The following is a 23301-nucleotide window of genomic DNA, read 5'->3' as shown; positions in this document are numbered from 1 at the left end:
GGCGGTCGTTGAACCCGATGCAGCGATGATCCACGAAGCAGCAGATCCAGGAGGATCAGGTGCGTTCCAGTAGCAACCCGGCGTTCCGCAACCTGCCCGGCGGCGGAACCCAGACCTATGGGCAGTACGGGCCCCCGGTGGGCTTCAACCAACCTCAGGGCGGTGTGCCCGGGTACGGCCCCGGCCGGGCCGCCTCCGGCGAGGGCGATCGCCCGATGACCGTCGACGACGTCGTCGTCAAGACGGGGCTGTCGCTCGGCACCGCGCTGCTGTTCGGGGTGATCACGGCGATCTGGGCGCAGGCCCAGCTGGCCGAGACCGGCCGGCTGTCCGGCGCGCTCATCGGCGCGATGCTCGGCGGCCTGATCGTCGGGCTCGTCATCTCGCTGGTGATCATCTTCCGCCAGAAGCCCAGCGGCGCGCTGACGCTGACGTACTCGGCCGCCGAAGGCCTGTTCCTCGGTGCGCTGAGCGGCGTGTTCGAGGTGATCTACCCCGGTATCGCGCTGCAGGCGATCATCGGCACCGTGGGTGTCTTCATCGGCATGCTGGTGGTCTACAAGACCGGCGCGGTCAAGGTCACGCCCAAGCTGACCAAGTGGATCGTCGGCGCCGTCGTCGGCGTCGCGATCCTGATGCTGTTCAACCTGATCAGCTCGTTCGCCTTCGGCTTCAACCCGCTGCGCGACGGCAGTCCGCTCGCGATCGCCTTCAGCATTCTCTGCATCGGCATCGCGGCGTTCAGCTTCCTGCTCGACTTCGACCAGGCCGATCGGATGATCCGCGAGGGCATGCCGTCGAAGTGGGCCTGGTACACCGCGTTCGGCCTGATGACGACGCTGGTCTGGCTGTACCTGGAGATCCTGCGGCTGCTCTCGTACCTACGCGACTGACCTGGCTCACAGTTCCGCAGTGAAGGCGCTCCGTAACCGGCGGGGCGCCTTTTCTGTGGGTAATTCGTGCATTTGCCGACCCCGCCGCGGACCGCGCTCACCCTGCGTGTTGGATGTGCCGGTCGGTTTCTTATTTCACATGTGTGAGGTTCACAGTGAGCGTTCCCCCTCCGGCCCCCGGGGGCCAGCAGCCGGTGGGTCAGCCCGATCCCTACGGTCCGCCGCCGGGCGGTCAGCCGCCGCAGCAGCCGTACGGCCAGCCGCAGCAGCCGTATGGTCAGCCGCAGCAGCCGTACGGCCAGCCGGGTGCCTACGGCCAGCCGCCGCAGGGCCAGCCCGGACAGCCTGGACCGTACGGTCCGCCGCCGGGGCAGTTCCCACCCGGTCAGGGGTTCGCTCCCGGCCAGCCGGGCTTCCCGCCCGCGCCGCCGGCTCCGCCGAAGAAGTCGAAGGCCCGGCTGATCGGCGGCGCGATCGCGATCGTCGTGGTGATCGCGGGCGGCATCTTCGTGGCCGTGAACATCCTCCAGTCGCCTGCCACCTCCAACGCCGGTGACTGCCTGACGATCACCGAGTTCACCCGGGGCGGCGACGACCCGGCGAAGGCCGACTGCAACGACCCGAAGGCCAACGTCAAGATCGCGAAGAAGCTGGACAGCTCCTCCGAGGACTGCCCCGGTGGTCCCGACGCGGGCTACGACACCTACTCGGTCAGCGGGCGTCGCAGCTCCTCCTACAAGCTGTGCCTGATGATCAACGCGAAGCAGGGCGACTGCCTGGCGAACTTCACGTCCACGACCAAGGGCTACGTGAAGGTCCCGTGCACCGACCCCAGCAAGGACGGCGAGCTGGTCAAGGTCGTCACCGGCCAGGCGGACAAGAACGTCTGCGAGGGCACCGACGCCACGCGCGTCGCGGTCTACCCCGAGCCGGCGACGACGATGTGCGTCAAGACGAACGAACGGTAACCGCACCACCACGACGAAGGCCACCGCGTGCTGCGGTGGCCTTCGTCGTTTCCGGGGTCAGGAAAGGCGTTCCAGGATCAGCGCCATGCCCTGGCCGCCGCCGACGCACATCGTCTCGAGGCCGAACTGCTTGTCGTGGTGCTGCAGCGAGTTGATCAGCGTCGAGGTGATCCGGGCGCCGGTCATGCCGAACGGGTGGCCGACCGCGATCGCGCCGCCGTTGACGTTCAGCCGGTCCAGGTCGATGCCCAGGTCCCGGTAGGACGGGATGACCTGCGCCGCGAACGCCTCGTTGATCTCGACCAGGTCGATGTCGCCGATCGACAGCCCAGCGCGCGAGAGCGCCTGCTTGGACGCCTCGACCGGGCCGTAGCCCATGATCTCCGGCGAAAGCCCGGTGACGCCGGTGGAGACGATCCGCGCCAGCGGCGTCAGGCCCAGCTCACGCGCCTTCGTGTCGGACATGACGACCAGCGCCGCCGCGCCGTCGTTGAGCGCGCAGCAGTTGCCCGCCGTGACCCGGCCGTCCGGGCGGAACACCGGCTTGAGCCCGGAGACGCCCTCGACGGTGACGCCGGCGCGCGGGCCGTCGTCCTTCGAGACGACCGTGCCGTCCGGCAGCGTCACCGGGGTGATGTCCTTGGCCCAGAAGCCGTCCGCGATGGCCTTCTCGGCCAGGTTCTGCGAGCGGACGCCGAACTCGTCCATCTCCTCGCGCGTGACGCCCTTCTGCCGCGCCAGGTTCTCCGCGGTCTGGCCCATCGCGATGTAGACGTCCGGGACGTTGCCCTCGGTGCGCGGGTCGGTCCAGGTGCCGGTGCCGGACTCGGCGGTCGCCTTGGTGCGCGCCTCGGCGTCGGCGAACAGCGGGTTGTGCGTGTCGGGCCAGGAGTCCGAGCTGCCCTTGCCGAACCGCGAGACGGTCTCGACGCCGGCCGAGATGAAGACGTCGCCCTCGCCGGCCTTGATCGCGTGGAACGCCATCCGGGTGGTCTGCAAGCTGGACGAGCAGTACCGGGTGATGGTGCAGCCGGGCAGGTGGTCGTAGCCCAGTTCGACGGCGACCGCGCGGCCCATGTTGAACCCGGACTCGCCGCCGGGGAGGCCGCAGCCCAGCATCAGGTCGTCGATGTCGGCGGGGTCCAGCTGCGGCACCTTGGCCAGCGCCGCCTGGACCATCTGCACGGTCAGGTCGTCGGGCCGCATGCTGACCAGCGAGCCCTTGTTGGCGCGCCCGATCGGGGAGCGCGCGGTGGAGACGATGACGGCTTCGGGCATGGCGTGACACATCCTCGTATCGCGAGCTAAGCAGTTGCTCACCATACTGCCGGGTACGACGCCCGGGAGAAAGCCGAAGCCGGTGTGAGGTTGTCCGGCGGCTGGCAGGATCAGCCGGGTGGGGACCGAAAACGGCGTGCTGCGGACCAGGACGATCCTCCTGTGGGGAGCCGGGTTGCTGGTGATCGCCGCCGTGGCCGCCACCGCGTTGCTGACGCTCCTCGGTGGCGGCCGGCCGGAGGACGCCGCCCGGCTGGACGCGCTGAAGACCGCCGCCAACATCGTCGTCGGCACCGGGGGCGCCGCCGCCCTGCTGCTCGCGGCGCGGCGGCAGCGCTCGGCCGAGCTGGACCTCGTGCAGAAGGACCACGACGCCACCGAGCGCCGGGTCACCGAGATCTACGGCAAGGCCGCCGACCAGCTCGGCAGCGACAAGGCGCCCGTCCGCCTCGCCGGCCTGTACGCCCTCGAACGGCTCGCCGGCGGGTACGAAGAGCACCGGCAGACGATCGTCAACGTCCTCTGCGCCTACCTGCGGATGCCGTTCGAGAACCGCGAGGAGAACCTCGAGGAGCTGCAGGTCCGCAAGACCGCCCAGCGCATCCTGCTGCTGCACCTGCGTCCCGGGCCCGCCGGGAACCCGAACGACGGCTTCTGGCCGGACATCGACCTCGACTTCTCCGGCGCGACGCTCGTGGCGTTCACCCTCACCCACTGCTCGATCCGGTCGATCACCTGCTACGGGACGCGGTTCTCCGGACTGGCGGCGTTCCGCGGCACCGAATTCCGTACCAAGGCCGATTTCAACAAGGCGCACTTCCAGGATCGCGCCGATTTCCGCGGAACGATTTTCATCGGCGGGTGCGAATCCTTCAACGACGCCGTTTTCGCTGGTCCGGCCGATTTCGGGACGAAGTCCGCCGCCCGGCTCGCCGGCGCCGAAGCGGTGCCGGGATTTCCCCGGACCTGGCCGCCGGGCTGGGAAGAACGGCCGATCGCCGACCGGCCGGACCGCGTGCGATTGGCACGAAAGGATGAACCGGGGCAACCGGCGGGCCGATAGGATCGTCCAGCAAGAGAAAGCCGTCGTGCCACGACACGGGAGGTGAAGTGGCGATGATTATCAGCTGGGCCGCCTACTGGCTGTCCACAGTTCCGCGGATGGGTTGTCGCACGGTGTCCGGCACCGGGTGGGAGCTCCGGGACGGGATGACGGCTCAGCGTGCGGCGGCCCTCGGGCCGGTATCGGCGTAGACGCGCGGCTTGGTGGCCGCCTCCGGTCTTCGCCGGGCGGCCCGACCCCGCGCTCGCGACCCGTCACTCCCGGCGCGCACCCGGACGACCGCCCGGAACCCGGGCGACCCACGAGTGGACAACGCCACCGGTGGGCCGTTTAGGCTGGTGCCCGTGGAGTACGCAGAGCACATCGCAGACCTCGTGGGCAACACCCCCCTGGTCAAGCTGAACTCGTTGACCCAGGGGCTCAAGCCGCTCGTGCTGGCCAAGGTCGAGTACCTGAACCCGGGTGGCTCGGTCAAGGACCGGATCGCGCTGCGCATGATCGAAGCGGCGGAGCGCTCCGGCGAGCTGCGTCCCGGCGGCACGATCGTGGAACCGACGTCCGGCAACACCGGCGTGGGCCTGGCCATGGTCGCCCAGCGCAAGGGCTACCAGTGCGTGTTCGTCTGCCCGGACAAGGTCAGCGAAGACAAGCGCAACGTGCTCAAGGCGTACGGCGCCCGCGTCGTGGTGTGCCCGACGGCGGTACCGCCCGAGCACCCCGACTCCTATTACAACGTCTCCGACCGGCTGGTCCGCGAGATCGACGGCGCCTGGAAGCCCAACCAGTACGCCAACCCGCAGAACCCCGAGAGCCACTACCTCTCCACCGGCCCCGAGCTGTGGAAGCAGACGGACGGGAAGATCACCCACTTCGTCGCGGGCGTCGGCACCGGCGGCACGATCTCCGGCACCGGCAAGTACCTCAAGGAGGTCAGCGACGGCGCCGTGCGGGTGGTCGGCGCCGACCCGGAGGGCTCGGTCTACTCCGGCGGCAGCGGGCGCCCGTACCTGGTCGAAGGCGTCGGCGAGGACTTCTGGCCGGACACCTACGACCGGAACGTCGCCGACGAGATCATCGCCGTCTCCGACGCCGACTCCTTCGACACCACGCGGCGGCTCGCGCTCGAGGAGGGCCTGCTGGTCGGCGGCTCCTGCGGGATGGCCGTCGCCGCCGCGCTGAAGCTCGCCGAGCGGCTCACCGAGGACGACATCGTGGTCGTGCTGCTGCCCGACGGCGGCCGCGGCTACCTGACGAAGGTGTTCAACGACACCTGGATGTCCTCCTACGGCTTCCTGCCGCCGGACTCCTCGGGCGCGACGGTCGCCGACGTGCTCACGAAGAAGAGCGGTTCGCTGCCGTCCCTGGTGCACTCGCACCCGAACGAGACGGTCGCCGAGGCCATCGCGATCCTGGCCGAGTTCGACGTCAGCCAGATGCCCGTGGTCAGCGCGGAGCCGCCGGTGATGGCCGCCGAGGTCGTCGGCGCGGTCAACGAGCGCGACCTGCTCGACGCGCTGTTCACCGGCAAGGCGCAGCTGGCCGACCGGCTCGAGCGGCACATGTCCCCGCCGCTGCCGACGATCGGCGGCAGCGAGCAGGTGAGTGCCGCGATGAAGGCCCTGGAAGGCGCCGACGGCGCGCTCGTACTGGTCGACGGCAAGCCGGCCGGGGTCGTCACGCGGCACGACCTCCTGGGATTCCTGGCCGGTCGCTGACCGAACCCCAGAGGACTCATATCGGATCACCCGGCAGGGGCGTTACGAGCGCCCTGCCGGGTGATCCGATAGCGTGGACGTAATTAGAACACTTTCGCGTCCTCGTCAAGGGGGTTCAAGACCCACATGAGTGCACCGCAGCCACCGAACCAGCCGTGGGGTGGCGGCCAGCCACCTCAAGGCCCACCGAGTGGCCCCCAGCCGCAGCAGGACGATCCGTTCGGCAGCCCGGAACCCACCCAGGTCGTGCAGCCCGGTCAGCCTCCGAGCGGTTCCCCGTTCGGGGAGACGCCGGAGCCGACGCAGGTCGTCCAGCCGGGTGACGGCGGAGCGGGCGCCACCCAGGTGGTCCAGCCGGTCGACGCGAACGCGACCCAGATGGTGCACCCGGTCGGCGGCCCCGTCGCGGAGTCCACCCAGCTGGTGCCGCCGGGTTCGCAGCCGCCGGCGATCCCGTACACCCCGCCGCCGAGCGCGGCCGACAACCCCGCCGCGGCGTTCGGCCAGCAGCAGGGTGGCTTCGGCCAGCAGGGCGGGTACGGGCAGCCTCCTCAGCAGGGCGGGTACGGGCAGCAGCCGGGCTTCGGACAGCCCGGGCAGCAGCCGCAGCAGGGTTTCGGCGGTCCCGGGTTCGGCGGCCCGCCGCAGCAGGGCTTCGGCGGCCAGCAGCCCTTCGGCGCCGCTCCGGCGTCGGGCGGCAATGCGCAGCTGTTCGGCTACATCGCGGCCGGCCTGCTGGCGGTTTTCGGCCTCCTCTCGCTCGTGTTCTTCTTCGCCGACATGTTCGACTCGAACTTCAGCGACTACACCGACGCGGTCGGCAAGGCCACCGACCAGGAGATCCAGGCGGCGAAGGACGCCGGGCGGTACATCTCCCCGGGGCTGCTGACGATCTACTACATCGCCGTCCTGGTGGGGGCGCTCGCGACCCTCGCCGCGGCGGTGTTCACGTTCCTGAAGAACAAGATCGCGTCGTTCCTGGCGGCCGGCGGCGGCTTCGTGCTGCTGCTCGCCGGGATCCTGATCATGATCGAGCTCAGCATCGACCTCCCGCGGGGCATCGACCTGAAGTTCGGCAACGGCCAGGCGCTCTACCTCATCGCCGGCGTCTTCGTGCTGGCGATCGGCCTGCTGGGGATCCTCCCGCAGACCGCGCCGTTCGTCGGCCTCGGCGGCGGCGGCGGCGGTGGTGGCGGCGCCGCGCCGGGCGGGCCGCAGGGCTTCGGCGGCCCGCAGCAAGGCTTCGGTGGTCCGCCGCAGGGTTTCGGCGGCCCGCAGCAGCAGGGCGGCTTCGGCCAGCCGGGGCAGCCCGGTCAGGGCTTCGGCCAGCCGCAGCCGGGGTACGGCCCGCCGCCGGGGTACGGCCAGCCGGGCGGCCCCAACCCGTCCAGCGGAGGGTTCCCGCAGCCGTCGAGCGGTGGTTTCCCGCAGCCGGGCCAGCCGCCGCAGCAGCCGGGCGGGTTCGGCCACCCGGGCCAGCCGCCGCACGGCTACCCGCAGCAGCCGGGGCAGCCGCCGCAGGGCTGGGGCCCGCCGCCGGGCCAGCAGGGGCCGCCGAGCGGGGGGTTCGGCCAGCCGGGCCAGCCGCCGCAGCAGCAGTGGTGAACTAGGACACGCATTCGTGCCCCGGAGCCGATTCGGCTCCGGGGCACGCTGCATTCACGGCCGGATACGCAATTGTCCGAAAAGGACAATGGGCCGAGTACCGCACTCGCCGTGATCGTGTGACAGCATTTCTGCTACTACCGCACATAAATGATCTTGGGTTCCGCCGTCCGGCCGAATTCCGTTCTTTTTCCGGCCTCCTTCCGCCGATTCCGACTAGGGTGAACGCCGTCGCTCGCGCTCGTCGATGGGGGAGTTGTGCCCGGTCCGCACGGATATCCGGTCTCGCATTCGCATTCGTATTCATCGGCTCGGCCATCCGGAGTAACGGCGGTTCTCGCCGGGGTGCTCGGATTGCCGGCCGCGGTCGCCGCGGGATACGTGCCGGTCAAGATCTTCCTCGACATGCCCGCCGAATTCAGCCTCGGCGCGCTGCCCGGCTGGGTCCTGACGGACCTCGCCGGCTATCTCGTCGCCGGACTCGTGCTGCTGCTGGGCTCGCTCGCGACGCTGTTCCGCGCGACGGCGGGCGCTGTCCTGCTGGGCCTCGGCGCATTACTGGCCGTCGGCGCGCTGCTGACCGAGCCGCTGTCGGTCGGGGTGCCGCCGGCCCGGTTCGCCGACGCGATGTTCACCCACGGCGGGTTCGCCATGGCCGACCGGGTCGGTCTCGCCGCGCTCGCGGTGCTCGTGCTGGTGCTGGCGTTCCTGCCGCCGACGTTCCGGTACCTGCGCTACCGCACGCCCACGCTGCCGGTCCTGTCCGGCCAGGGCGCGTACTCGTCGCGGAGCTGGTGAGTGCCGAACGACATGAACGACTCGTTCATGTCATCGGACGAGGTGAACGAGTCGTTCATGACATCGCAAGCGGCCGCCGCCACGCACGCACGCGAAACCGGCGCTGCCGGCACCCGCCGCTGAGATCTATCCCACCTGACGGGAATGTCCGGGGCGGCCCGTACGCTGACCCAATGGTGGACGACTACTCCGTACTGGGTTTCGAGACGCGCGCGATCCACGCCGGTCAGAAGCCCGACCCGCGCACCGGCGCGGTGATCGTGCCGATCTACCAGACCTCGACCTACGCGCAGGACGGCGTGGGCGGGACCCGCGAGGGCGACTACGAGTACTCGCGCACCGCGAACCCGACCCGTTCGGCGCTGGAGGAGGCGCTGGCCTCGCTGGAAGGCGGCCGGCACGCGCTGGCCTTCGCGTCCGGCATGGCGGCCTCCGACGTGGTGCTGCGCAGTACCCTCCGCCCCGGCGACCACCTCGTGCTCGGCAACGACGCGTACGGCGGCACGTTCCGCCTGATCGACAAGGTGCTCAGCCTGTGGGGCGTCGAGCACACCGTCGCCGACCTCGCCGACCTTGACGAGGTGCGCGCGGCCATCCGGCCCGAGACCAAGCTGATCTGGTGCGAGTCGCCGACCAACCCGATGCTCGGCATCGCCGACATCGCCGCGCTGGCCGGGGTCGCGCACGATGCCGGCGCCCGCCTGGTGGTCGACAACACCTTCGCGACGCCGTACCTGCAGAACCCGCTCTCCCTGGGCGCGGACGTCGTGCTGCACTCGACGACGAAGTACCTCGGCGGCCACTCCGACGTCGTCGGCGGCGCGGTGGTCACCGACGAGGACGAACTGCGCGAGCAGTTGTTCTACCTGCGCAACGCCGCGGGCGCGGTGCCCGGCCCGTTCGACGCCTGGCTGACCCTGCGCGGTATCAAGACGCTCGCCCTGCGGATGGAGCGCCACAGCGACAACGCCGAGCTCATCGTGCAGGCGCTGGTCAAGCACCCCAAGGTGGCGAAGGTCTACTACCCGGGCCTCCCGGAGCACCCGGGGCACGAGACGGCGGCGAAGCAGATGAGCCGCTTCGGTGGGATGGTCTCGTTCAGCCACGCGGACGGCGAGGAGGCGGCGCTGGAGGTGGCGTCGCGCACGAAGCTGTTCATCCTCGCCGAGTCGCTCGGCGGCATCGAGTCGCTGATCGAGCACCCGGGCAAGATGACCCACGCGAGCACGGCGGGCTCGACCCTCCAGGTCCCGGCCGACCTGCTGCGCCTCTCGGTCGGCATCGAGGACGGCCGCGACCTGGTCGCGGACCTGCTGGCCGCCCTGGGCTGAGGCCCCTGCAACGCGAAACGGCGCCGGAGTTCTCCGGCGCCGTTTTTCGTGTTTCCGCAGCTCAGGGGTTGTAGTTGCCGTGCACGACGCCGCCACTCTTCGGGGTGCCGGCGGCCGGCAGGCTCGAGCCGTCGACGCAGCCGCCGACCAGCTCGACGTGGCTGTCGTGGCGGATGTACTGGGCCGGGGCGCCGCAGCTGGCGTTGTCCACGGTGAGGTACGCCGCTCCGGTGAGCGCGGCCGCCGACGCCAGGCCGATCACCAGCGGGAGCAGGCCGGCGGAGCGGGTGGCGCGAGCCCGTCGGGCCGTCTTCGCGTCGTTCCCCGATGCCATGGTTGCTCCTTGTTTACCGCGTGTTGACGCGACCCAGGGTACCCGGCTCCCGGTCCGGTCAACCTGTGGAGTTCCTGAGTGGCATCATCCCGCCCATGGAACTCGTCACCCTCGAGCGGATCCGCGCCGCCCGGGAACTCCTCAACGGAGTGACCCGGGTGACGCCGATGGAGCACGCGCGCGACCTGCGCAAGCTCCACGGCGGCCCGGTGCACCTGAAGTGCGAAAACCTGCAGCGCACGGGGTCGTTCAAGATCCGCGGTGCCTACACCCGCATCCACGGCCTCACCGAGGACGAACGCGAGCGCGGTGTCGTCGCGGCCAGTGCCGGCAACCACGCGCAGGGCGTCGCGCTGGCCTCTTCGCTGCTCGGTATCCGGTCCACCGTCTTCATGCCGCTGCGGGCCCCGCTGCCGAAGCTCGCCGCGACCCGCGGGTACGGCGCCGACGTCCACCTGCACGGCGCGCTGCTGGAGGAGACCCTCGCCGCGGCGATCGAGTTCGGCGAGCGGACCGGGGCGGTGTTCATCCACCCCTTCGACCACCCGGACGTCATCGCCGGCCAGGGCACGGTCGGTCTCGAGATCCTCGAGCAGGTGCCGGGGGTGAAGACGGTCCTGGTCGCCACCGGCGGCGGCGGGCTGGTCGGCGGGGTCGCGTCGGCGGTGAAGGCGGTGCGCCCGGACGTCCGCGTGGTCGGCGTCCAAGCCGAGGAGGCCGCGGCGTACCCGCCGTCGCTGGCCGCGGGCGCGCCGGTGCGGCTCGGCCAGACCGCGACCATGGCCGACGGGATCGCCGTCGGCGAGCCCGGCCTGGTCAGCTTCGCCCACGTCGAGTCGCTGGTCGACGACGTCGTGACGGTGACCGAGCAGTTCCTGTCCCGCGCGGTGCTGCTCTGCCTGGAGCGGCGGAAGCTGGTCGTCGAGCCGGCCGGGGCCGCACCGGTCGCCGCGCTGCTGCAGCACGTGGGCGCCTTCGAGCCGCCGGTCGTGGCCGTCCTCTCCGGCGGCAACGTCGACCCGGTGCTGCTCCTGCGGATCATCCAGCACGGCATGACGGCGGGCGGCCGCTACCTGCGCCTGAAGCTGCGGGTCCCGGACCGGCCCGGCTCCCTGGTCGGCGTGCTGTCCTGCGTCAGCGAACTGGGCGCGAACGTGCTCGACGTCGAGCACTCGCGCATCTCCGGCACCCTCGACCTCGGTGAGGCCGACGTCGAGCTCGCCCTGGAAACCCGCGGCCCGGAGCACTGCAAGGAGGTCGAGGTCGCGCTGACGAACGCGGGCTACACCGTGGTTTGAGGCAACGTCACGGCTGTTCCCCGGTGATCGCGGCCAGCGCCAGGTCCTTGGCCGGTTCCGGGACTTCGGCGGGTGCGGTGAAGCGGCGGGCCCGGATGTGGGCAACCAGGTCGGGGTCCGGCGGCACCCCGTGTTCACGCAGGTAGTACGCCACCGCGCCGGGCCAGGCCCAGGCGCCGTCGGTGCGGAAGTTCATCGGGACCGCGTCCGTGCGGTCCGGCGCGAACGCGTCCGGGCCGTTGCTGCGCGAAGCCAGGATGACCGGGCCCGCGTCGAGGTACGCGAGCACCTGCTCTGCCTCCGCCGGGGGGAGCGGCTGACGGCGGATGAGCGGGCGCCCCGACGCGTCCAGGCCGTCGTAGATCCGCGGGGTCCGGACTTCCCCGCCGGCGGCCGGCGGAGTCAGCCCGGCGCGCTCCCGCAGCCACCCGGGGATGTGCTCCTCGGCTCGCGGGAAGAACCGCAGTTCGTCCTGGAACCCGATCGGCGGCGGTGGCCGCCGGAACGGCGGTTCGAGGTCCGGCCGCACGAAGTCGGCGCTGGGGGACTCCAGCCCCGGTTCGAACACGAGGATCGCGCCCAGCCAGGTGCCGAGGCCGGGCCGGTACATGCCCGATCGCAGCACGCCGAGCAGCCGCACGGCTTCCGGGTGCGGCGACGCCGGCCGGGGCACGCCGTCCGGCCCGGTCACCAGCAGGTCGGTCTCGACGTGCCGGCCCGCGGCGCGGTACTCGACCCGCAGCTGCCGCCATCCCGGCGGCAGCTGGGCCGTCAGCACCGCGCCGATCTGCCGGACCAGCTCGCGCTGCTGGTCCGGTCCCGGCGGCTGGTTCATCTACCGGATCCTTTCGGGCGTCGGGTGGCTCACGTCGAGTGCTCGCCGACCCACGAGCCGGCGAGGAGGTTCGCGGGCAGGTACTCCGACTCGACCTCGATGGTGACGCCCGCGTCGCGGGCCAGGCACGCGATGGCCAGCGGCCCCAACGCGACGTACCCGAAGGGGCTGTTGTGCTCCTCTTCCGTGGACCAGTAGCGCCGGTGCAGCACCAGGGCGTTGTAGAGCGAGTCGTTGAACCTGGCGTCGTCCCGCTGGGTGAGGTGGTAGAACATCTCGATCGGCGGGTAGTAGCGCTGGAGGACGGCGTCGGGGTCGAGCTGCCGGAGCCCGGCCGGGTCGGTGCCCGCCATCGCCTCCAGGATCTGGTCGACGAGGCCTTCGCCCCGCGTCCAGTACGTCTGCAGCGCACCCACCCACGAGTAGACGAACTCGTCGTACTCGATCGTGGACGCCCGCAGCAGGTCCGGCGGGATCGATGCGAGCAGGTCGATGCGCGGCCGCTCGCGGCAGATCATGGCCAGCCACAGCGCGTCCAGCCACATCGTCGCGTTGCCGTACATGTTCGGCCCGACCGCGGCCCGGCGGAGGGTGGCTTCGCCGTACCGGAACTCGATTTCGCCCTCGGTCCGGCTCGTCGCGAGGAACAGGGCCGCGCCCGCCTGCATGGCGTGCACGGTGGCCTCCCAGGTGTCGAGCCAGGCCGCCCGTGGATCGCCGATCAGGCGGAACCCCAGCTCTTCGAGCGAGCTGGTCATCGCGAGGCGCAGGCCACCCGAGTGCGGGCTCCGCTCGATCACCATCGGGAGTTTCCCGAGCGCGGGCTCGAGGATCTTGAGGTCCTGTTCGGCCGCGGCCTCGTCGACCGGGTGCCTGCTGACGCTGCGCACGATTGCGGTCTCTTCCCTGTCGTCGGTCATCGGCTCGTGATGGTCAGGTCGAAATGCTTGAGGTTGTAGCCACCGTACACCGGCTTTTTCTCCGGTTTGCCGTCAGTTCCGACCACCACTTCCTCGCGCACCCTGGCTTTCGCCACCGAGTAGTCGAGCTGGCCGAGTTCCTTGGCCTGCAGCAGATCCCGGGCGAGTGCCTTTTCCGCGGGCGTCCCGTTCTTCAGCATGTTCCCGATGACGCTGTCGACGTAAAGCGGGTGCCCCTGTTCGTAGCTGGTTTTCCCGTCGATGCCCTTTCGCGTGCCGAGTTCGGCGTTCGGGCCCTTCGCCTCGACGATCACGTGCCGGGTCTCGCCGGTCGTCCGGTCGGTGACCTCGTAGATCTGGTCGAACCGGCCGGCACCGGGCTTCTCCCCGCCGCCCGGACGGGTGTTGTCGCCGTGGACCGCCGGGTCGGGCAGCTCCTTGACGTCGTATCGGTCGCGCGGGTACCGATCGGTCACCGCATCGCTCGCGGCGTGCTCGCCGAGTTCCTCGCCGTAATCGGTCCGCGCTTTGTGCGCTGCCGCGCGCTGTTCCTCCAGCTCGTCGGTCAGCGTTCCGTCGTCGCGGTGCGCCCGGTAGTTCTCCTCGACCTTCCGCGCGTGCGCATTCGCGTCGGCCCGTTCGTCGATGAGCTGCTGCGCCCGGTCCTTCTGCGGCTGCGTCGCCTTGTGCTCGACCTCCGGGATGTCCTCCCGGTACTGCGCGGGGACGTAGTCGTCGGACTTCGTTTCGAACCGGTCGCCCGGGTCCTTGTCCGTGTCTTCCCGGATCTTTTCGACGCGCTCGTCGTTGTGGTCGAACTGCTCGCGGTTCTTGCGCTTGAACTCGCCGTTGGTGTCCGGCCCGTCGTAGTACTTGGCGCGGTAGCCGGGGTCGTTGATCTTTTCCTTCATCGACGCCGGCGGCTGCCGGGTCTCGATCTCGACCGGCTCGGTGGGAATCGGGCGCCGGCGCGCCACGGCGTCGTCGGCGTCGATGTCGTGCTTGTGCGACTCGTGGGTGTCCGGGGTGAAGCCGTCCTCGCCGGCGGGGTGCACCGAGCCGTCCGGGTGGTGGGTGTTCCACTCGCCGTCCGGCGGGATCCGCGGCCGCATCCGGCCGTCCGGGCCGATCTCGTAGTCGGAGGAGAAGACGCGGCCGTGCGAGTCGGTCCACGCGGGCTTGGTCGGCGCCATGACCTCGGTGTCCAGCTCACGCGACAGCCGGTGCGCGAAGTCGTTGGAACCGGCGTCGCACCCGATCAGGCGGATGGGCCGGCCGTCGTAGTCGGCGTTGCGGCGCAGGACGTCGGCGAACTCCTCCGGCGTGTAGAGCCTGTCGCCGATCCGCGCGTGCCCGTCCGGGGTGACGTGCACGTCGACGGTGTAGCGCCCGTCGGCGTCGGGCCGCACCCGGTGCGGCAGATCGCCCATCTCCGGATCGCCGGCGTGGTAGGAGGTCCCCGACGGCGTGCTCTCGGCGTGCCGCGCGTTGACCTCGTCCGGGGTGAGCGGCCCGGAGTCACCGTGGTGCGGCGGGGTGCCGTCCGGGTCGTGGGGGCCGTTCTCGTGGGGGCCGTGCCCGGACGCGGGGTCGTGCGGGCCGCCGGGGCCGTTGTGCCCGGGCCCGCCCGGGCCGCTGTGTCCTGGTCCGGTGTGTCCCGGGCCGCCGGGCCGGGTGGCCGGGCCGGGGGTGCGGGTGTCCGGGCCGTGCGTGCCGGGGCCGAAGCCGCGAGCAGCCGGCGCGGGTGCGTCGGGCGTGCGGGGGCGCGGGCGGCCTTCGGGCAGGTCACCGCCGGTGCGGGGCCGTCCGGGCGCGTCGACGTGCGGTGTGTGGGCCCCGGAGCTGCCCGGGGTGCCGGTCCAGCCGGCGCCACCGCCGGTGCGGGGCGAACCACCGCCGGGACCGCCGCCACCGGGCGCACCACCGGGCGGCATGCCACCGCCCGTCATGGGCTGGCCGCCCTGCGGCGGGACACCGGAGGCGGCGCCGTCCCCACCACGCGGCGACGGGAACTGGGTACCGGGATCCCCGGCGCGCGGCGCGGTCGGCGCGGTGCCGCTGGCGGAGGTGGTGCCGTCCGCCCGCGGCGGCGCGGCACTGCTCGGGGTGTCGGTGCCGGCGTGCGAGCCGGGGCCGTCGGCCCGCGCCGCGGGCGCCGAGCCGGAGTGCGCGGGGTTGCCGCCGTCGGCATGGCTGGGCGAGCCCGAATGCGCCGGACTGTTGTCGCCGGAGCGGGTCGGCGACGGGCTCGAGTCGCTTGCGTGGGACGGAGTGTTGTCGCCCGCGCGGGTAGGTGAGGGGCTGGTGTCTCCCGAGTGCGACGGCGTGCGGGTGGGCGACGGGTTGCTGTCGCCCGCGTGCGAGGGAGTGTTGTCGCCCGCGTGTGCGGCCGAGGGGCTCGAGTCGCCTGCGTGCGAAGGCGCGCGAGTGGGCGATGGGTTCGAATCGCCGGCGTGCGAAGGCGGGTTGTCGCCGGCGCGAGTCGGCGAGGGAGTGCTGTCGCCTGCGTGCGACGGGGTGTTGTCGCCCGCGTGCGACGGCGAGTTGTTGCCGGAGCGGGCGGCCGAGGGGCTCGAATCTCCGGCGTGCGAAGGCGAACCGCCGGTGTCTCCGGCGTGCGAAGGCGCGCTGTCGCCCGAGTGAGTGGGCGCGGAATCCGTGTCCCCGGCGTGCGAAGGCGAGCCATCCCCGGGCGGACCGTCGGAGCGGGTGCGAGGTGCGCTGCTGTCGCCCGATCGGGCCGCGGACGGCGAACCGTCCTCGCCGTGCGCCGGCGGCGAACCGTCCGCGTCGTCCGCATGAGACGGCGCGCTCTCCCCATCCTCGCCCGAACCCCGGCTGGAACCGGAGTCCGCATCCCCGTGGCTGCCCTCCGAGCCGGACGAGCCGTCGCCGTGACCCCGGGCGTGCACCCCGCCCCCTTCGCCCTTGGGGACCCTGTGGACGAAGCCGCCTTCCTTGACCTTCAGCCCGTCCAGGCCGCTGACCTTGCCCAGCACCTTGCCGAAGATCTTGGCGATCTTCTCGAAGATGTCCACCAGCTTCGACAGCAGCGGCGACACCCTCCGGATGGAGTCGGTCAGATTCTTGAGCAGCCCGCTGATCTTCTTGCCCCACTCGGCGATCGCGGCCGTCGCCTGCGCGACGACGACCGGTGTGCCGAAGCCGAGGGAGAAGACCTCCTCCATCACCCACGAGATCAGCTTGCCGACCAGGTCGGCGATCAGCTGGCGCACGGTCTCGCGGACGAACGAGACGATCTGCCCCATGATCATCGTGACCGTGCTGATCGCGCCGGCCACCGTCGCCGCGCCCGAAAGGGCGTCGCTGTGCTCGGCCGCGAACTTGCGGTAGGCGTCGGCGCCCGCGCCGGTCCAGCCGGTGGTGCCGTTCTTGACCGCGTTGTCGAAGTCGGTCTTGCGTTCGCCGAGCGCCTTCGAGACGTTGCCCCAGGTGTCCGCATAGGACTGGATCACCGGCGGGTTGCCCGCGACGGAGTCCAGCATGTCCTTCAGCGGCTGGATGTGCTCCATCAGGAACGACGCCACCGACGACATCAGGTACCCGAACGGGTCGATCGCGGCGCCCGCGATCTCCCCGGCCAGGCTGAGCATGCCCAGGCCGCCGGAAACCCAGTCGCCGTCCTTGATCCCGTTGAACGCGTCCATCGACGACTCGGCGATGCCGATGCCGCCCGCCCAGCCGTAGTCGCCGTTGCCCGCGGTGAACGCGCCCGGCCCGTCCGGGTCCTTCTTGGCGTCGACGACGAGCGGATTCCCCTCCGGCATCACGCGCCGCCCGGGGAGGAGTTGAGATCGTCGGCGACACCCGTCTCGTACGTGCGGTAGGCGGCCGCGGCCTCGCGCACCTTGCCGGAGACAGCGGTCATCGCCTGGACGGCGTCCTTCAGCGCGTCGATCCCGTACTGCTCGACCGGGTCGAGCAGCATCCGGAACGGCTGGCAGAGAATGCCGTACGCGTCGGTCGGCATGCTGACCTGGTTCGCCGCGTCGACGGCCTGCTGCAGCCCGTCACCGATGGCGTCGAGCTGCTGCGCGTGCGCCGTGAGATCGGCGCTGAGTTCCACATCTGCCACGGTTCCCCCTTCTCAGGCCCGTCGGTGTCAGGACAGGATCGGTCCGCCGAAGTCGTCGTCATCGTCATTGTCGGCCGGACGGCGGCGCCGCGGCGGTTGCTGCTGCGGCGGTGGCGGCATCCGCGGTGGCGCGGGCGGAGGCGGCTCCTCGGTGTCGTCCGGCAGGAACCGGCGGACGCGGTCGGGTTCCGGGAACGCCGGCTCGGCCTCGGGCGGCGGCTCCGGGAACGTGCTCTTCGCCTCGCGGACGATCTCGGCCGCGGCCTGGTCGCCGGTGCCGGTGGTCTCGGTCATGGCCTGCTGCAGCAGCTCCGGGATCCGCGCCTGCGCCCGCTGCACCAGCTGCATCACCTGCGCCGACACCTCGGCCATCCGCTTGCCGGCCGCGTTCTCCCCGATGACCAGGTTCTTCAGCAGCCCGCGCGAGTCGACGGTCACCTGGACCGTGCCGTCCTTCGAGCGCTCGGTGACCGTCTGGCCCTGCATGCGATCGGCCAGCGCCTGGTACCGGGCGGCGTTCTCCTCGAGCCGTTTGGTCCAGTTGTCGATCATCGCGTCGCTGGCGTCGATGCTGTCCGGCATCCGGGCCCCTTCTCTCTGCGTCTCCACACTGACGGATCCGGGCCGCCCGCGGTTCCCGATTCACGCCAAAGGCCACCATAGGGGACCCGGAGGTCTCCTACGGTGGCCTTCGCAGTGTTGTGTGTCAGAGGTTGCCTCGACTGTGTCTGATGGCGCCTCGGCGTTAAAGATTGCCTCGGCGCGCCTGTTCGCGCTCGATCGCTTCAAACAGCGCCTTGAAGTTGCCCTTGCCGAAGCCCAGCGAGCCGTGCCGCTCGATCAGCTCGTAGAACACGGTCGGGCGGTCGCCGATCGGCTTGGTGAAGATCTGCAGCAGGTAGCCGTCCTCGTCGCGGTCGACCAGGATGCTGTGCTCCTTGAGCGTCTCGATCGACACGCGGACGTTGCCGATCCGGGCGCGCAGCTCGGGGTCGTCGTAGTAGGAGTCCGGGGTGTCGAGGAACTCGACGCCGGCGGCGCGCATCGCGGTGACCGTGGCGATGATGTCGTTGGTGGCCAGCGCGATGTGCTGGCAGCCGGCGCCGCCGTAGAACTCGAGGTACTCGTCGATCTGCGACTTCTTCTTCGCCACGGCGGGCTCGTTCAGCGGGAACTTGACGCGGTGGTTGCCGTTCGAGACGACCTTGCTCATCAGCGCCGAGTACTCGGTGGCGATGTCGTCGCCGACGAACTCCGCCATGTTCACGAAGCCCATGACGCGGTGGTACCAGTCGACCCAGTAGTCCATCTTGCCGAGCTCGACGTTGCCGACGCAGTGGTCGACGGCCTGGAACAGCCGCTTGGGTGCGCCCTCGGGGCGCTTGATCGTGCTCTCGCGCGGCTCGTAGCCGGGCAGGTAGACGCCGGAGTAGCGCGACCGGTCGACCAGCGAGTGGCGGGTTTCGCCGTACGTCGCGATGGCGGCCACGCGGACGGTGCCGTGCTCGTCGGAGACGTCGTGCGGCTCCTCGAGGACGGTCGCGCCCTGCGCGCGGGCGTGTTCGACGCACTTGTCGACGTCGGTGGTCTCCAGCGCCAGGTCGATGACGCCGTCACCGTGCTTGCGGTGGTGGTCGAGCAGCGGCGAGTCCGGCTTCACGCCGCCGGTGATGACGAACCGGGCCGAGCCGGACTTCAGCACGTAGGACTTGCGCTCGTAGACGCCGGTCTCCGGGCCGGAATACGCGACGAGCTGCATCCCGAACGCGATCTGGTAGTACCAGGCGGTCTGGGTGGCGTTGCCGGCGACGAACACCACCGCGTCCATGGCCTTGACCGGGAAGGGGTCGGTCGAGGCGTCGTGGTCGACGAGGCCGACGAGCTGACGCAGCTGGTCGTAGCTGACGTCGTCGAGGGCGACCTGCGGTTCGGCAGTCTGGGTCATACCTCGAAGGATCGACTTGAGCGGCAAGATGTGCAATGGTCGAAGATTTTACTGAACAATATGATCAGTGATCACCGGGCTTCGGCGGTCATGATGGACATCTTGCGCAGGGAAGAGAGCGATGTCGAACCTCGACGCACTGGACGCGCGCCTGCTGCTGTTGCTGACCGATTCCCCGCGGCTGGGGGTGCTGGAGTGCGCGCGCCGGCTCGGTGTCGCCCGCGGGACGGTCCAGGCCCGCCTCGACCGCCTGTCCGAGCGCGGCATCCTCGGCGGCTTCCCGCCGGAGCTGGACCTGGCGGCGATGGGCTACGGCCTGACGGCGTTCGCGGTGCTGGAGATCGCGCAGGGCCGCCGGGCGGAGGTGGCGGAGGCGCTGTCGGCGATCGAAGAGGTGTGCGAGGTCCACGCGACGACCGGGCAGGGCGACCTGTTCGTCCGGATGGTGGCGCGCGGCAACGACGACCTGCAGCGGGTGATCGACGAGGTCGTCGGTGTCCCGGACGTGCTGCGGACGTCGACGTCGATCGCCTTGTCGACCCCGGTGCCACCGCGGGTCCGCCCCCTGCTGGAGCGGACCGCGCGGGGCTGACGGCGCGTACCGGAGGGTCTTGAATGAGTCATTCAGGACATCTAGTGCCCTGAATGAGTCATTCAAGACGTTCGCTCGCGCCACCCCGGCTCAGCCTTCGTCGATGACCTGCGCCAGGTACCGCTTCGCCGAGCGCTGGACGACCTCGAAGCCGTCGGTGCGCACGATCGCGTCCCACCAGGCGCCGTAGATCGCTTCGAAGCGGTAACCCGCGAGAAGTTCCGCCGCCCGGCGGACGATGTGCGGCCGCTCGGGGATGAGGTTCGGGTAGCTGTACATGAAGCCGACGTGCGTGCGGTCGCCGATCACCTGCACGATGTCGCCGGACAGCAGCGCGCCCCGGCCCTCCTCGCCGTCCGGCCAGTGCAGGACCGTGCCGCCGGTGAAGTGCACGCCCAGGTTGATCAGGCGCAGGTCGTCGGCGACGTCGAGGGTCGTGCCCGACCACAGCTTCACCGCCGGGTCGGGGCGGCCGATCCACTGCTCGTCGCCTTCGTGCAGGTAGATCGGCACGTCGAACGCGTGCGCCCACTCCACCATCGTCGTGTAGTAGTGCGGGTGGCTGATCGCGATGCCGGTGATCCCGCCCAGGTCGCGGACCTGCTGGACCAGGGCGTCGTCGAGGTAGGCCGCGCAGTCCCAGAGGAAGTTCCCCGACCGTGCCCGCACCAGCAGCGCGCGCTGCCCGATCGCGAACCCCGGCGTCGAGCCGACGCCGATGATGCCGCGGCCTTGTTCTTCGATGCGCGGCGTGTACGTGCCGCTCTCGCGAAGAGAAGAAAGGTTCGTCCACCGCTGCCCGGACTGCGGGACGTATTGGCGTTCGTCCTCGCAGACCGGGCAGTTGTCCCTGGCCACGGCGTACTGCGTACCGCAGGCCTGGCAGATCGGTTCCGTGCTCACAACTCAGTCCTCCCAGAATGTGGATCCTGGGAGACACGCTAGCCGCGGCTGTGCTGATGGTGACCGATCCGGCCACAGTCACGGCCGCATGGCTTCGTGGTGACGGTTGCGTGCCGCGTGGTGGGCGGCCTGCTTTTGGCCGAACCGGTCACTTGGTGTCGGCGTAGGGAACCGCCTTGACGAGGGTGACCTTCTGCAGCTTGCCGTTGGGCAGCTCGTACTCGCGGGACTCGCCCTCCTTGGCGCCGAGCAGGGCCTTGCCCAGCGGCGACTCCGGGGAGTACACGTCGAGTTCGCCCTCGGCGCCCTCTTCACGGGTGGCGAGCAGGAACTTCTCGTCCTCGTCGTCACCCTCGTAGCGCACGGTGAGCACCTTGCCGGGACCGGCGGTGCCGTCGTTCGCGGGCGCTTCGCCGACCTTGGCCGAGCGCAGCAGCTCCTGCAGGTGCCGGATGCGCGCCTCGGCCTGGCCCTGTTCTTCACGGGCGGCGTGGTAGCCGCCGTTCTCCTTGAGGTCGCCCTCTTCGCGGCTGTCGTTGATGCGCGCGGCGATGACCGGACGATTCTCGATCATTTCGTCGAGCTCGTGCTTGAGCCGGTCGTAGGCATCCTGGGTCAGCCAGGTCACCTTGGTGTCGCTCACGGTCACCATCTCCTCGTCGGGCCTGCCAGGCTTGCGTGTTCAAGCCGGCCCACACGGGCGTAGGTGCCCGCGTGGCTGAGATAAAGGAAAAACACGGCCCGTCGTGGGCCGTGCTGAAGGGTCAGACTATCACGGCGCGACAGGCCGACGCCCGTCAATTCCGTTCGCCCCGGGCGGTTGGGCGCGCGGTTCACCCCGTTGGCCGCTATGGGGTTGACAGATAGCGTGGTATGTCGTACGAGCAGCCGAAAACGTCGGCCGTCACCGGTTCCCCGATGCTCTTGATCGTCGTGCTCATCCTGCTGTACTTCGCGCCGGCGGGGATCAGGAGCTCTTTGCGGCCGCTCTCGGCGCCGGTCTTGTCGCGGGCGCGGACGATGCAGACGCCCGGCCGGTTGTTGTCGTCACGGGTGACGTTGATGGTGATTTCCATCGCGTTGCCCGGTTTCGCGCTGAACGCGACGCGTTCGGCGTCGATCGGCGCGGCGCCGAGGTTGACGTACGCGACCCACGCGATCACGCCGCTGACCAGCAGGGCGATGGCCAGGAAGAGCCAGCGTCGCCAGCGCCGTGACGTCGGCGCGCGCCCGGTGCCGTACCGGCCCGCGGGCAGCACGCGTGCCGCTGTTTCCGCCGGTCCGCCAGCCAACCCGGGCCTCCTGCTCGTTCTTGTCGTACCCGTGGGGACAATGGTGGTCGCGGGTACGCATTCGAGTATCCGCCCGCTGGGTGGGCGGCCCGCAGGTGGGTCGCGGAATAAGGGCAGAAGGGGAGTCGTTCGGAGCATGGTGGACGCCGACGAGCTGAGGAACACCGCTAACCCGCGCCTGCGCATGATGGCCGTGCACGCGCACCCGGACGACGAGTCGAGCAAGGGTGCCGCCACGATGGCGCGCTACGCCGCCGAGGGTCACGAGGTGCTGGTCGTGACGTGCACCGGGGGCGAAGCGGGCAGCATCCTGAACCCGGCCATGGACCGGCCCGAGGTCCTGGCGAACATGAGCGAGGTCCGCCGGGAGGAGATGGCCCGCGCGGCCAAGATCCTCGGCGTGAGCCAGCGCTGGCTCGGCTTCGTCGATTCCGGCCTGCCGGAGGGTGACCCGCTGCCGCCGGTGCCCGAGGGGTCGTTCGCGGTCGTGCCCCTGGAGGAGTCGACCGAGGCGCTGGTGCGCGTGATCCGCGAGTTCCGCCCGCACGTGATCACGACCTACGACGAGAACGGCGGCTACCCGCACCCCGACCACATCCGCACCCACGAGGTGTCGATGGCGGCGTGGGACGCGGCGCCGGACCCGGATCGCTTCCCCGACGCCGGCGAGCCGTGGCAGCCGCTGAAGCTGTACTACATGCACGGCTTCTCGAAGGCCCGGATGCTGGCCTTCGACGCCGCGCTGAAGGAGGCCGGGCTCGAGTCGCCGTACACCGAGTGGCTGGCGAAGTGGGACCCCGACCGCGCCGATGTGATGGAGCGGGTGACGACCCGCGTCGAGTGCGGTGAATACTTCGAGGTGCGGGACGAGGCGCTGAAGGCGCACGCGACGCAGATCGACCCGAACAGCCGCTGGTTCTTCGTCCCGTTGGAGATGCAGCGCGAGACTTGGCCGACCGAGGAGTACGAGCTGGTCAAGTCGGTGGTCGACAGCACGTTGCCGGAGGACGACCTGTTCGCCGGCATCGGCATCGAGGAGAAGGTGAACACATGAGTCTGACGCTGCCGGCCGGCGTGGCGCTTCCGGTGACCGCGTCGGCCCTGGTCCTGACGCAGCAGCCGGGCAACGGCGACAACGGCGGGCAGGGGGAGGACTTCGGCAAGTCCTCCCCGGTCGGCTTCCTGGTGCTGATCCTGTTCCTCATCGCGGTGGCCTTCCTGGTCCGCTCGATGACGAAGCACCTCAAGCGCGTCCCGGCCAGCTTCGACGACCCGCCCGCGGAGGAGGCCAAGGCCGGCGAGCCGCCGGCCGAAGCCGAGGCCACCGCGGAGCCGGAGAAGAAGCAGCCGAACGGCGCCTCCTCGGCCAAGTCCGACTAGCTGGTCCCGGGCTCCCGTCCGATGAAGTGAACGACCCTTTCATGACCTCTGGCGC

Annotated in this window: 23 protein-coding genes; 12 read left to right on the top strand and 11 right to left on the bottom strand. The window is 70.6% G+C overall.

Annotated features, from left to right (window positions below; genetic code table 11):
- Nucleotides 1-59: 59 nt before the first annotated feature.
- Nucleotides 60-893 carry a Bax inhibitor-1/YccA family protein gene (locus tag A3CE_RS0116850; RefSeq protein WP_020641274.1) on the top strand — a complete coding sequence of 278 codons (834 nt, stop codon included), beginning with the start codon at nt 60-62 and terminating at the stop codon, nt 891-893.
- Between the two features lie 155 nt (nt 894-1048).
- Nucleotides 1049-1861 carry an LppU/SCO3897 family protein gene (locus A3CE_RS0116845; protein ID WP_125591670.1) on the top strand — a complete coding sequence of 271 codons (813 nt, stop codon included), beginning with the start codon at nt 1049-1051 and terminating at the stop codon, nt 1859-1861.
- 57 nt (nt 1862-1918) lie between these two features.
- Here the strand turns inward: A3CE_RS0116845 and A3CE_RS0116840 are convergent, their stop codons facing one another.
- Nucleotides 1919-3139 (bottom strand): acetyl-CoA C-acetyltransferase, encoded by a 1221-nt coding sequence (locus A3CE_RS0116840; RefSeq protein WP_020641272.1) that lies wholly within the window; start codon nt 3137-3139, stop codon nt 1919-1921.
- 118 nt (nt 3140-3257) lie between these two features.
- Here A3CE_RS0116840 and A3CE_RS0116835 point away from each other — a divergent pair, with 118 nt between their 5' ends.
- The 6 genes from A3CE_RS0116835 to A3CE_RS0116805 all read left to right on the top strand — a co-directional run bounded on the left by A3CE_RS0116835 (nt 3258) and on the right by A3CE_RS0116805 (nt 9651).
- Nucleotides 3258-4202 (top strand): pentapeptide repeat-containing protein, encoded by a 945-nt coding sequence (locus tag A3CE_RS0116835; protein ID WP_020641271.1) that lies wholly within the window; start codon nt 3258-3260, stop codon nt 4200-4202.
- A 344-nt stretch (nt 4203-4546) separates the two neighbouring features.
- Nucleotides 4547-5917 carry a cystathionine beta-synthase gene (locus A3CE_RS0116825; protein ID WP_026468565.1) on the top strand — a complete coding sequence of 457 codons (1371 nt, stop codon included), beginning with the start codon at nt 4547-4549 and terminating at the stop codon, nt 5915-5917.
- Nucleotides 5918-6163: 246 nt separating this feature from the next.
- Nucleotides 6164-7522 (top strand): hypothetical protein, encoded by a 1359-nt coding sequence (locus A3CE_RS56525; RefSeq protein ID WP_020641268.1) that lies wholly within the window; start codon nt 6164-6166, stop codon nt 7520-7522.
- Nucleotides 7523-7867: 345 nt separating this feature from the next.
- The gene (locus A3CE_RS0116815; RefSeq protein ID WP_020641267.1) at nt 7868-8320 is read left to right on the top strand and encodes a hypothetical protein; all 453 of its coding nucleotides are present in this window, start codon (nt 7868-7870) and stop codon (nt 8318-8320) included.
- Nucleotides 8321-8443, top strand: coding sequence for a hypothetical protein (locus A3CE_RS59300; RefSeq protein ID WP_020641266.1), 123 nt, complete (start codon nt 8321-8323; stop codon nt 8441-8443).
- Between the two features lie 50 nt (nt 8444-8493).
- The gene (locus tag A3CE_RS0116805; RefSeq protein ID WP_020641265.1) at nt 8494-9651 is read left to right on the top strand and encodes a cystathionine gamma-synthase; all 1158 of its coding nucleotides are present in this window, start codon (nt 8494-8496) and stop codon (nt 9649-9651) included.
- Between the two features lie 61 nt (nt 9652-9712).
- Here the strand turns inward: A3CE_RS0116805 and A3CE_RS0116800 are convergent, their stop codons facing one another.
- Complete coding sequence (locus tag A3CE_RS0116800; protein ID WP_020641264.1) at nt 9713-9985, bottom strand: hypothetical protein; 273 nt, start codon at nt 9983-9985, stop codon at nt 9713-9715.
- A 95-nt stretch (nt 9986-10080) separates the two neighbouring features.
- Between A3CE_RS0116800 and ilvA the strand changes: the two genes are divergently transcribed.
- Complete coding sequence (gene ilvA, locus A3CE_RS0116795) at nt 10081-11283, top strand: threonine ammonia-lyase (RefSeq protein ID WP_020641263.1); 1203 nt, start codon at nt 10081-10083, stop codon at nt 11281-11283.
- Between the two features lie 7 nt (nt 11284-11290).
- On the opposite strand, the gene A3CE_RS0116790 is transcribed toward ilvA, so the two are convergent.
- The 6 genes from A3CE_RS0116790 to hppD all read right to left on the bottom strand — a co-directional run bounded on the left by A3CE_RS0116790 (nt 11291) and on the right by hppD (nt 19079).
- Nucleotides 11291-12118 carry a hypothetical protein gene (locus A3CE_RS0116790; RefSeq protein ID WP_020641262.1) on the bottom strand — a complete coding sequence of 276 codons (828 nt, stop codon included), beginning with the start codon at nt 12116-12118 and terminating at the stop codon, nt 11291-11293.
- A 29-nt stretch (nt 12119-12147) separates the two neighbouring features.
- The gene (locus A3CE_RS0116785; RefSeq protein ID WP_020641261.1) at nt 12148-13038 is read right to left on the bottom strand and encodes an immunity 49 family protein; all 891 of its coding nucleotides are present in this window, start codon (nt 13036-13038) and stop codon (nt 12148-12150) included.
- Nucleotides 13035-16826 (bottom strand): hypothetical protein, encoded by a 3792-nt coding sequence (locus A3CE_RS51190; RefSeq protein WP_169523996.1) that lies wholly within the window; start codon nt 16824-16826, stop codon nt 13035-13037. Before A3CE_RS51190 ends, A3CE_RS0116785 begins: the two co-directional genes overlap by 4 nt.
- Nucleotides 16826-17134: a type VII secretion target gene (locus A3CE_RS0116775; RefSeq protein ID WP_026468563.1), complete on the bottom strand. Its 309-nt coding sequence runs from the start codon at nt 17132-17134 to the stop codon at nt 16826-16828. Before A3CE_RS0116775 ends, A3CE_RS51190 begins: the two co-directional genes overlap by 1 nt.
- Before the next feature lie 27 nt (nt 17135-17161).
- Nucleotides 17162-17716, bottom strand: coding sequence for a YbaB/EbfC family nucleoid-associated protein (locus A3CE_RS0116770; RefSeq protein ID WP_020641259.1), 555 nt, complete (start codon nt 17714-17716; stop codon nt 17162-17164).
- Nucleotides 17717-17879: 163 nt separating this feature from the next.
- Entirely contained in the window at nt 17880-19079 is a 1200-nt protein-coding gene (gene hppD, locus A3CE_RS0116765; RefSeq protein ID WP_020641258.1) for a 4-hydroxyphenylpyruvate dioxygenase, read from the bottom strand.
- Nucleotides 19080-19200: 121 nt separating this feature from the next.
- Here hppD and A3CE_RS0116760 point away from each other — a divergent pair, with 121 nt between their 5' ends.
- On the top strand, nt 19201-19671 hold the full coding sequence (locus tag A3CE_RS0116760; protein ID WP_020641257.1) for an Lrp/AsnC family transcriptional regulator: 471 nt from the start codon (nt 19201-19203) through the stop codon (nt 19669-19671).
- Nucleotides 19672-19761: 90 nt separating this feature from the next.
- On the opposite strand, the gene A3CE_RS0116755 is transcribed toward A3CE_RS0116760, so the two are convergent.
- The 3 genes from A3CE_RS0116755 to A3CE_RS0116745 form a co-directional block, all read right to left on the bottom strand.
- On the bottom strand, nt 19762-20574 hold the full coding sequence (locus tag A3CE_RS0116755; protein WP_020641256.1) for an MBL fold metallo-hydrolase: 813 nt from the start codon (nt 20572-20574) through the stop codon (nt 19762-19764).
- A 148-nt stretch (nt 20575-20722) separates the two neighbouring features.
- Nucleotides 20723-21226, bottom strand: a complete 504-nt coding sequence (gene greA, locus A3CE_RS0116750; RefSeq protein ID WP_020641255.1) for a transcription elongation factor GreA — start codon at nt 21224-21226, stop codon at nt 20723-20725.
- Nucleotides 21227-21422: 196 nt separating this feature from the next.
- Entirely contained in the window at nt 21423-21866 is a 444-nt protein-coding gene (locus A3CE_RS0116745) for a DUF4307 domain-containing protein (RefSeq protein ID WP_026468562.1), read from the bottom strand.
- Nucleotides 21867-22002: 136 nt separating this feature from the next.
- Here A3CE_RS0116745 and mca point away from each other — a divergent pair, with 136 nt between their 5' ends.
- Both mca and A3CE_RS0116735 read left to right on the top strand, forming a co-directional pair.
- Nucleotides 22003-22920 carry a mycothiol conjugate amidase Mca gene (gene mca, locus A3CE_RS0116740; RefSeq protein WP_020641253.1) on the top strand — a complete coding sequence of 306 codons (918 nt, stop codon included), beginning with the start codon at nt 22003-22005 and terminating at the stop codon, nt 22918-22920.
- Entirely contained in the window at nt 22917-23246 is a 330-nt protein-coding gene (locus A3CE_RS0116735; RefSeq protein ID WP_020641252.1) for a hypothetical protein, read from the top strand. Before mca ends, A3CE_RS0116735 begins: the two co-directional genes overlap by 4 nt.
- Nucleotides 23247-23301: the final 55 nt, after the last annotated feature.

Origin of the sequence: Amycolatopsis balhimycina FH 1894 (assembly GCF_000384295.1) — a bacterium.
GTDB lineage: Bacteria > Actinomycetota > Actinomycetes > Mycobacteriales > Pseudonocardiaceae > Amycolatopsis > Amycolatopsis balhimycina.
The sequence above is the reverse complement of the archived record's forward strand: the minus strand, read 5'-3'. Positions and strand labels throughout refer to the sequence as shown.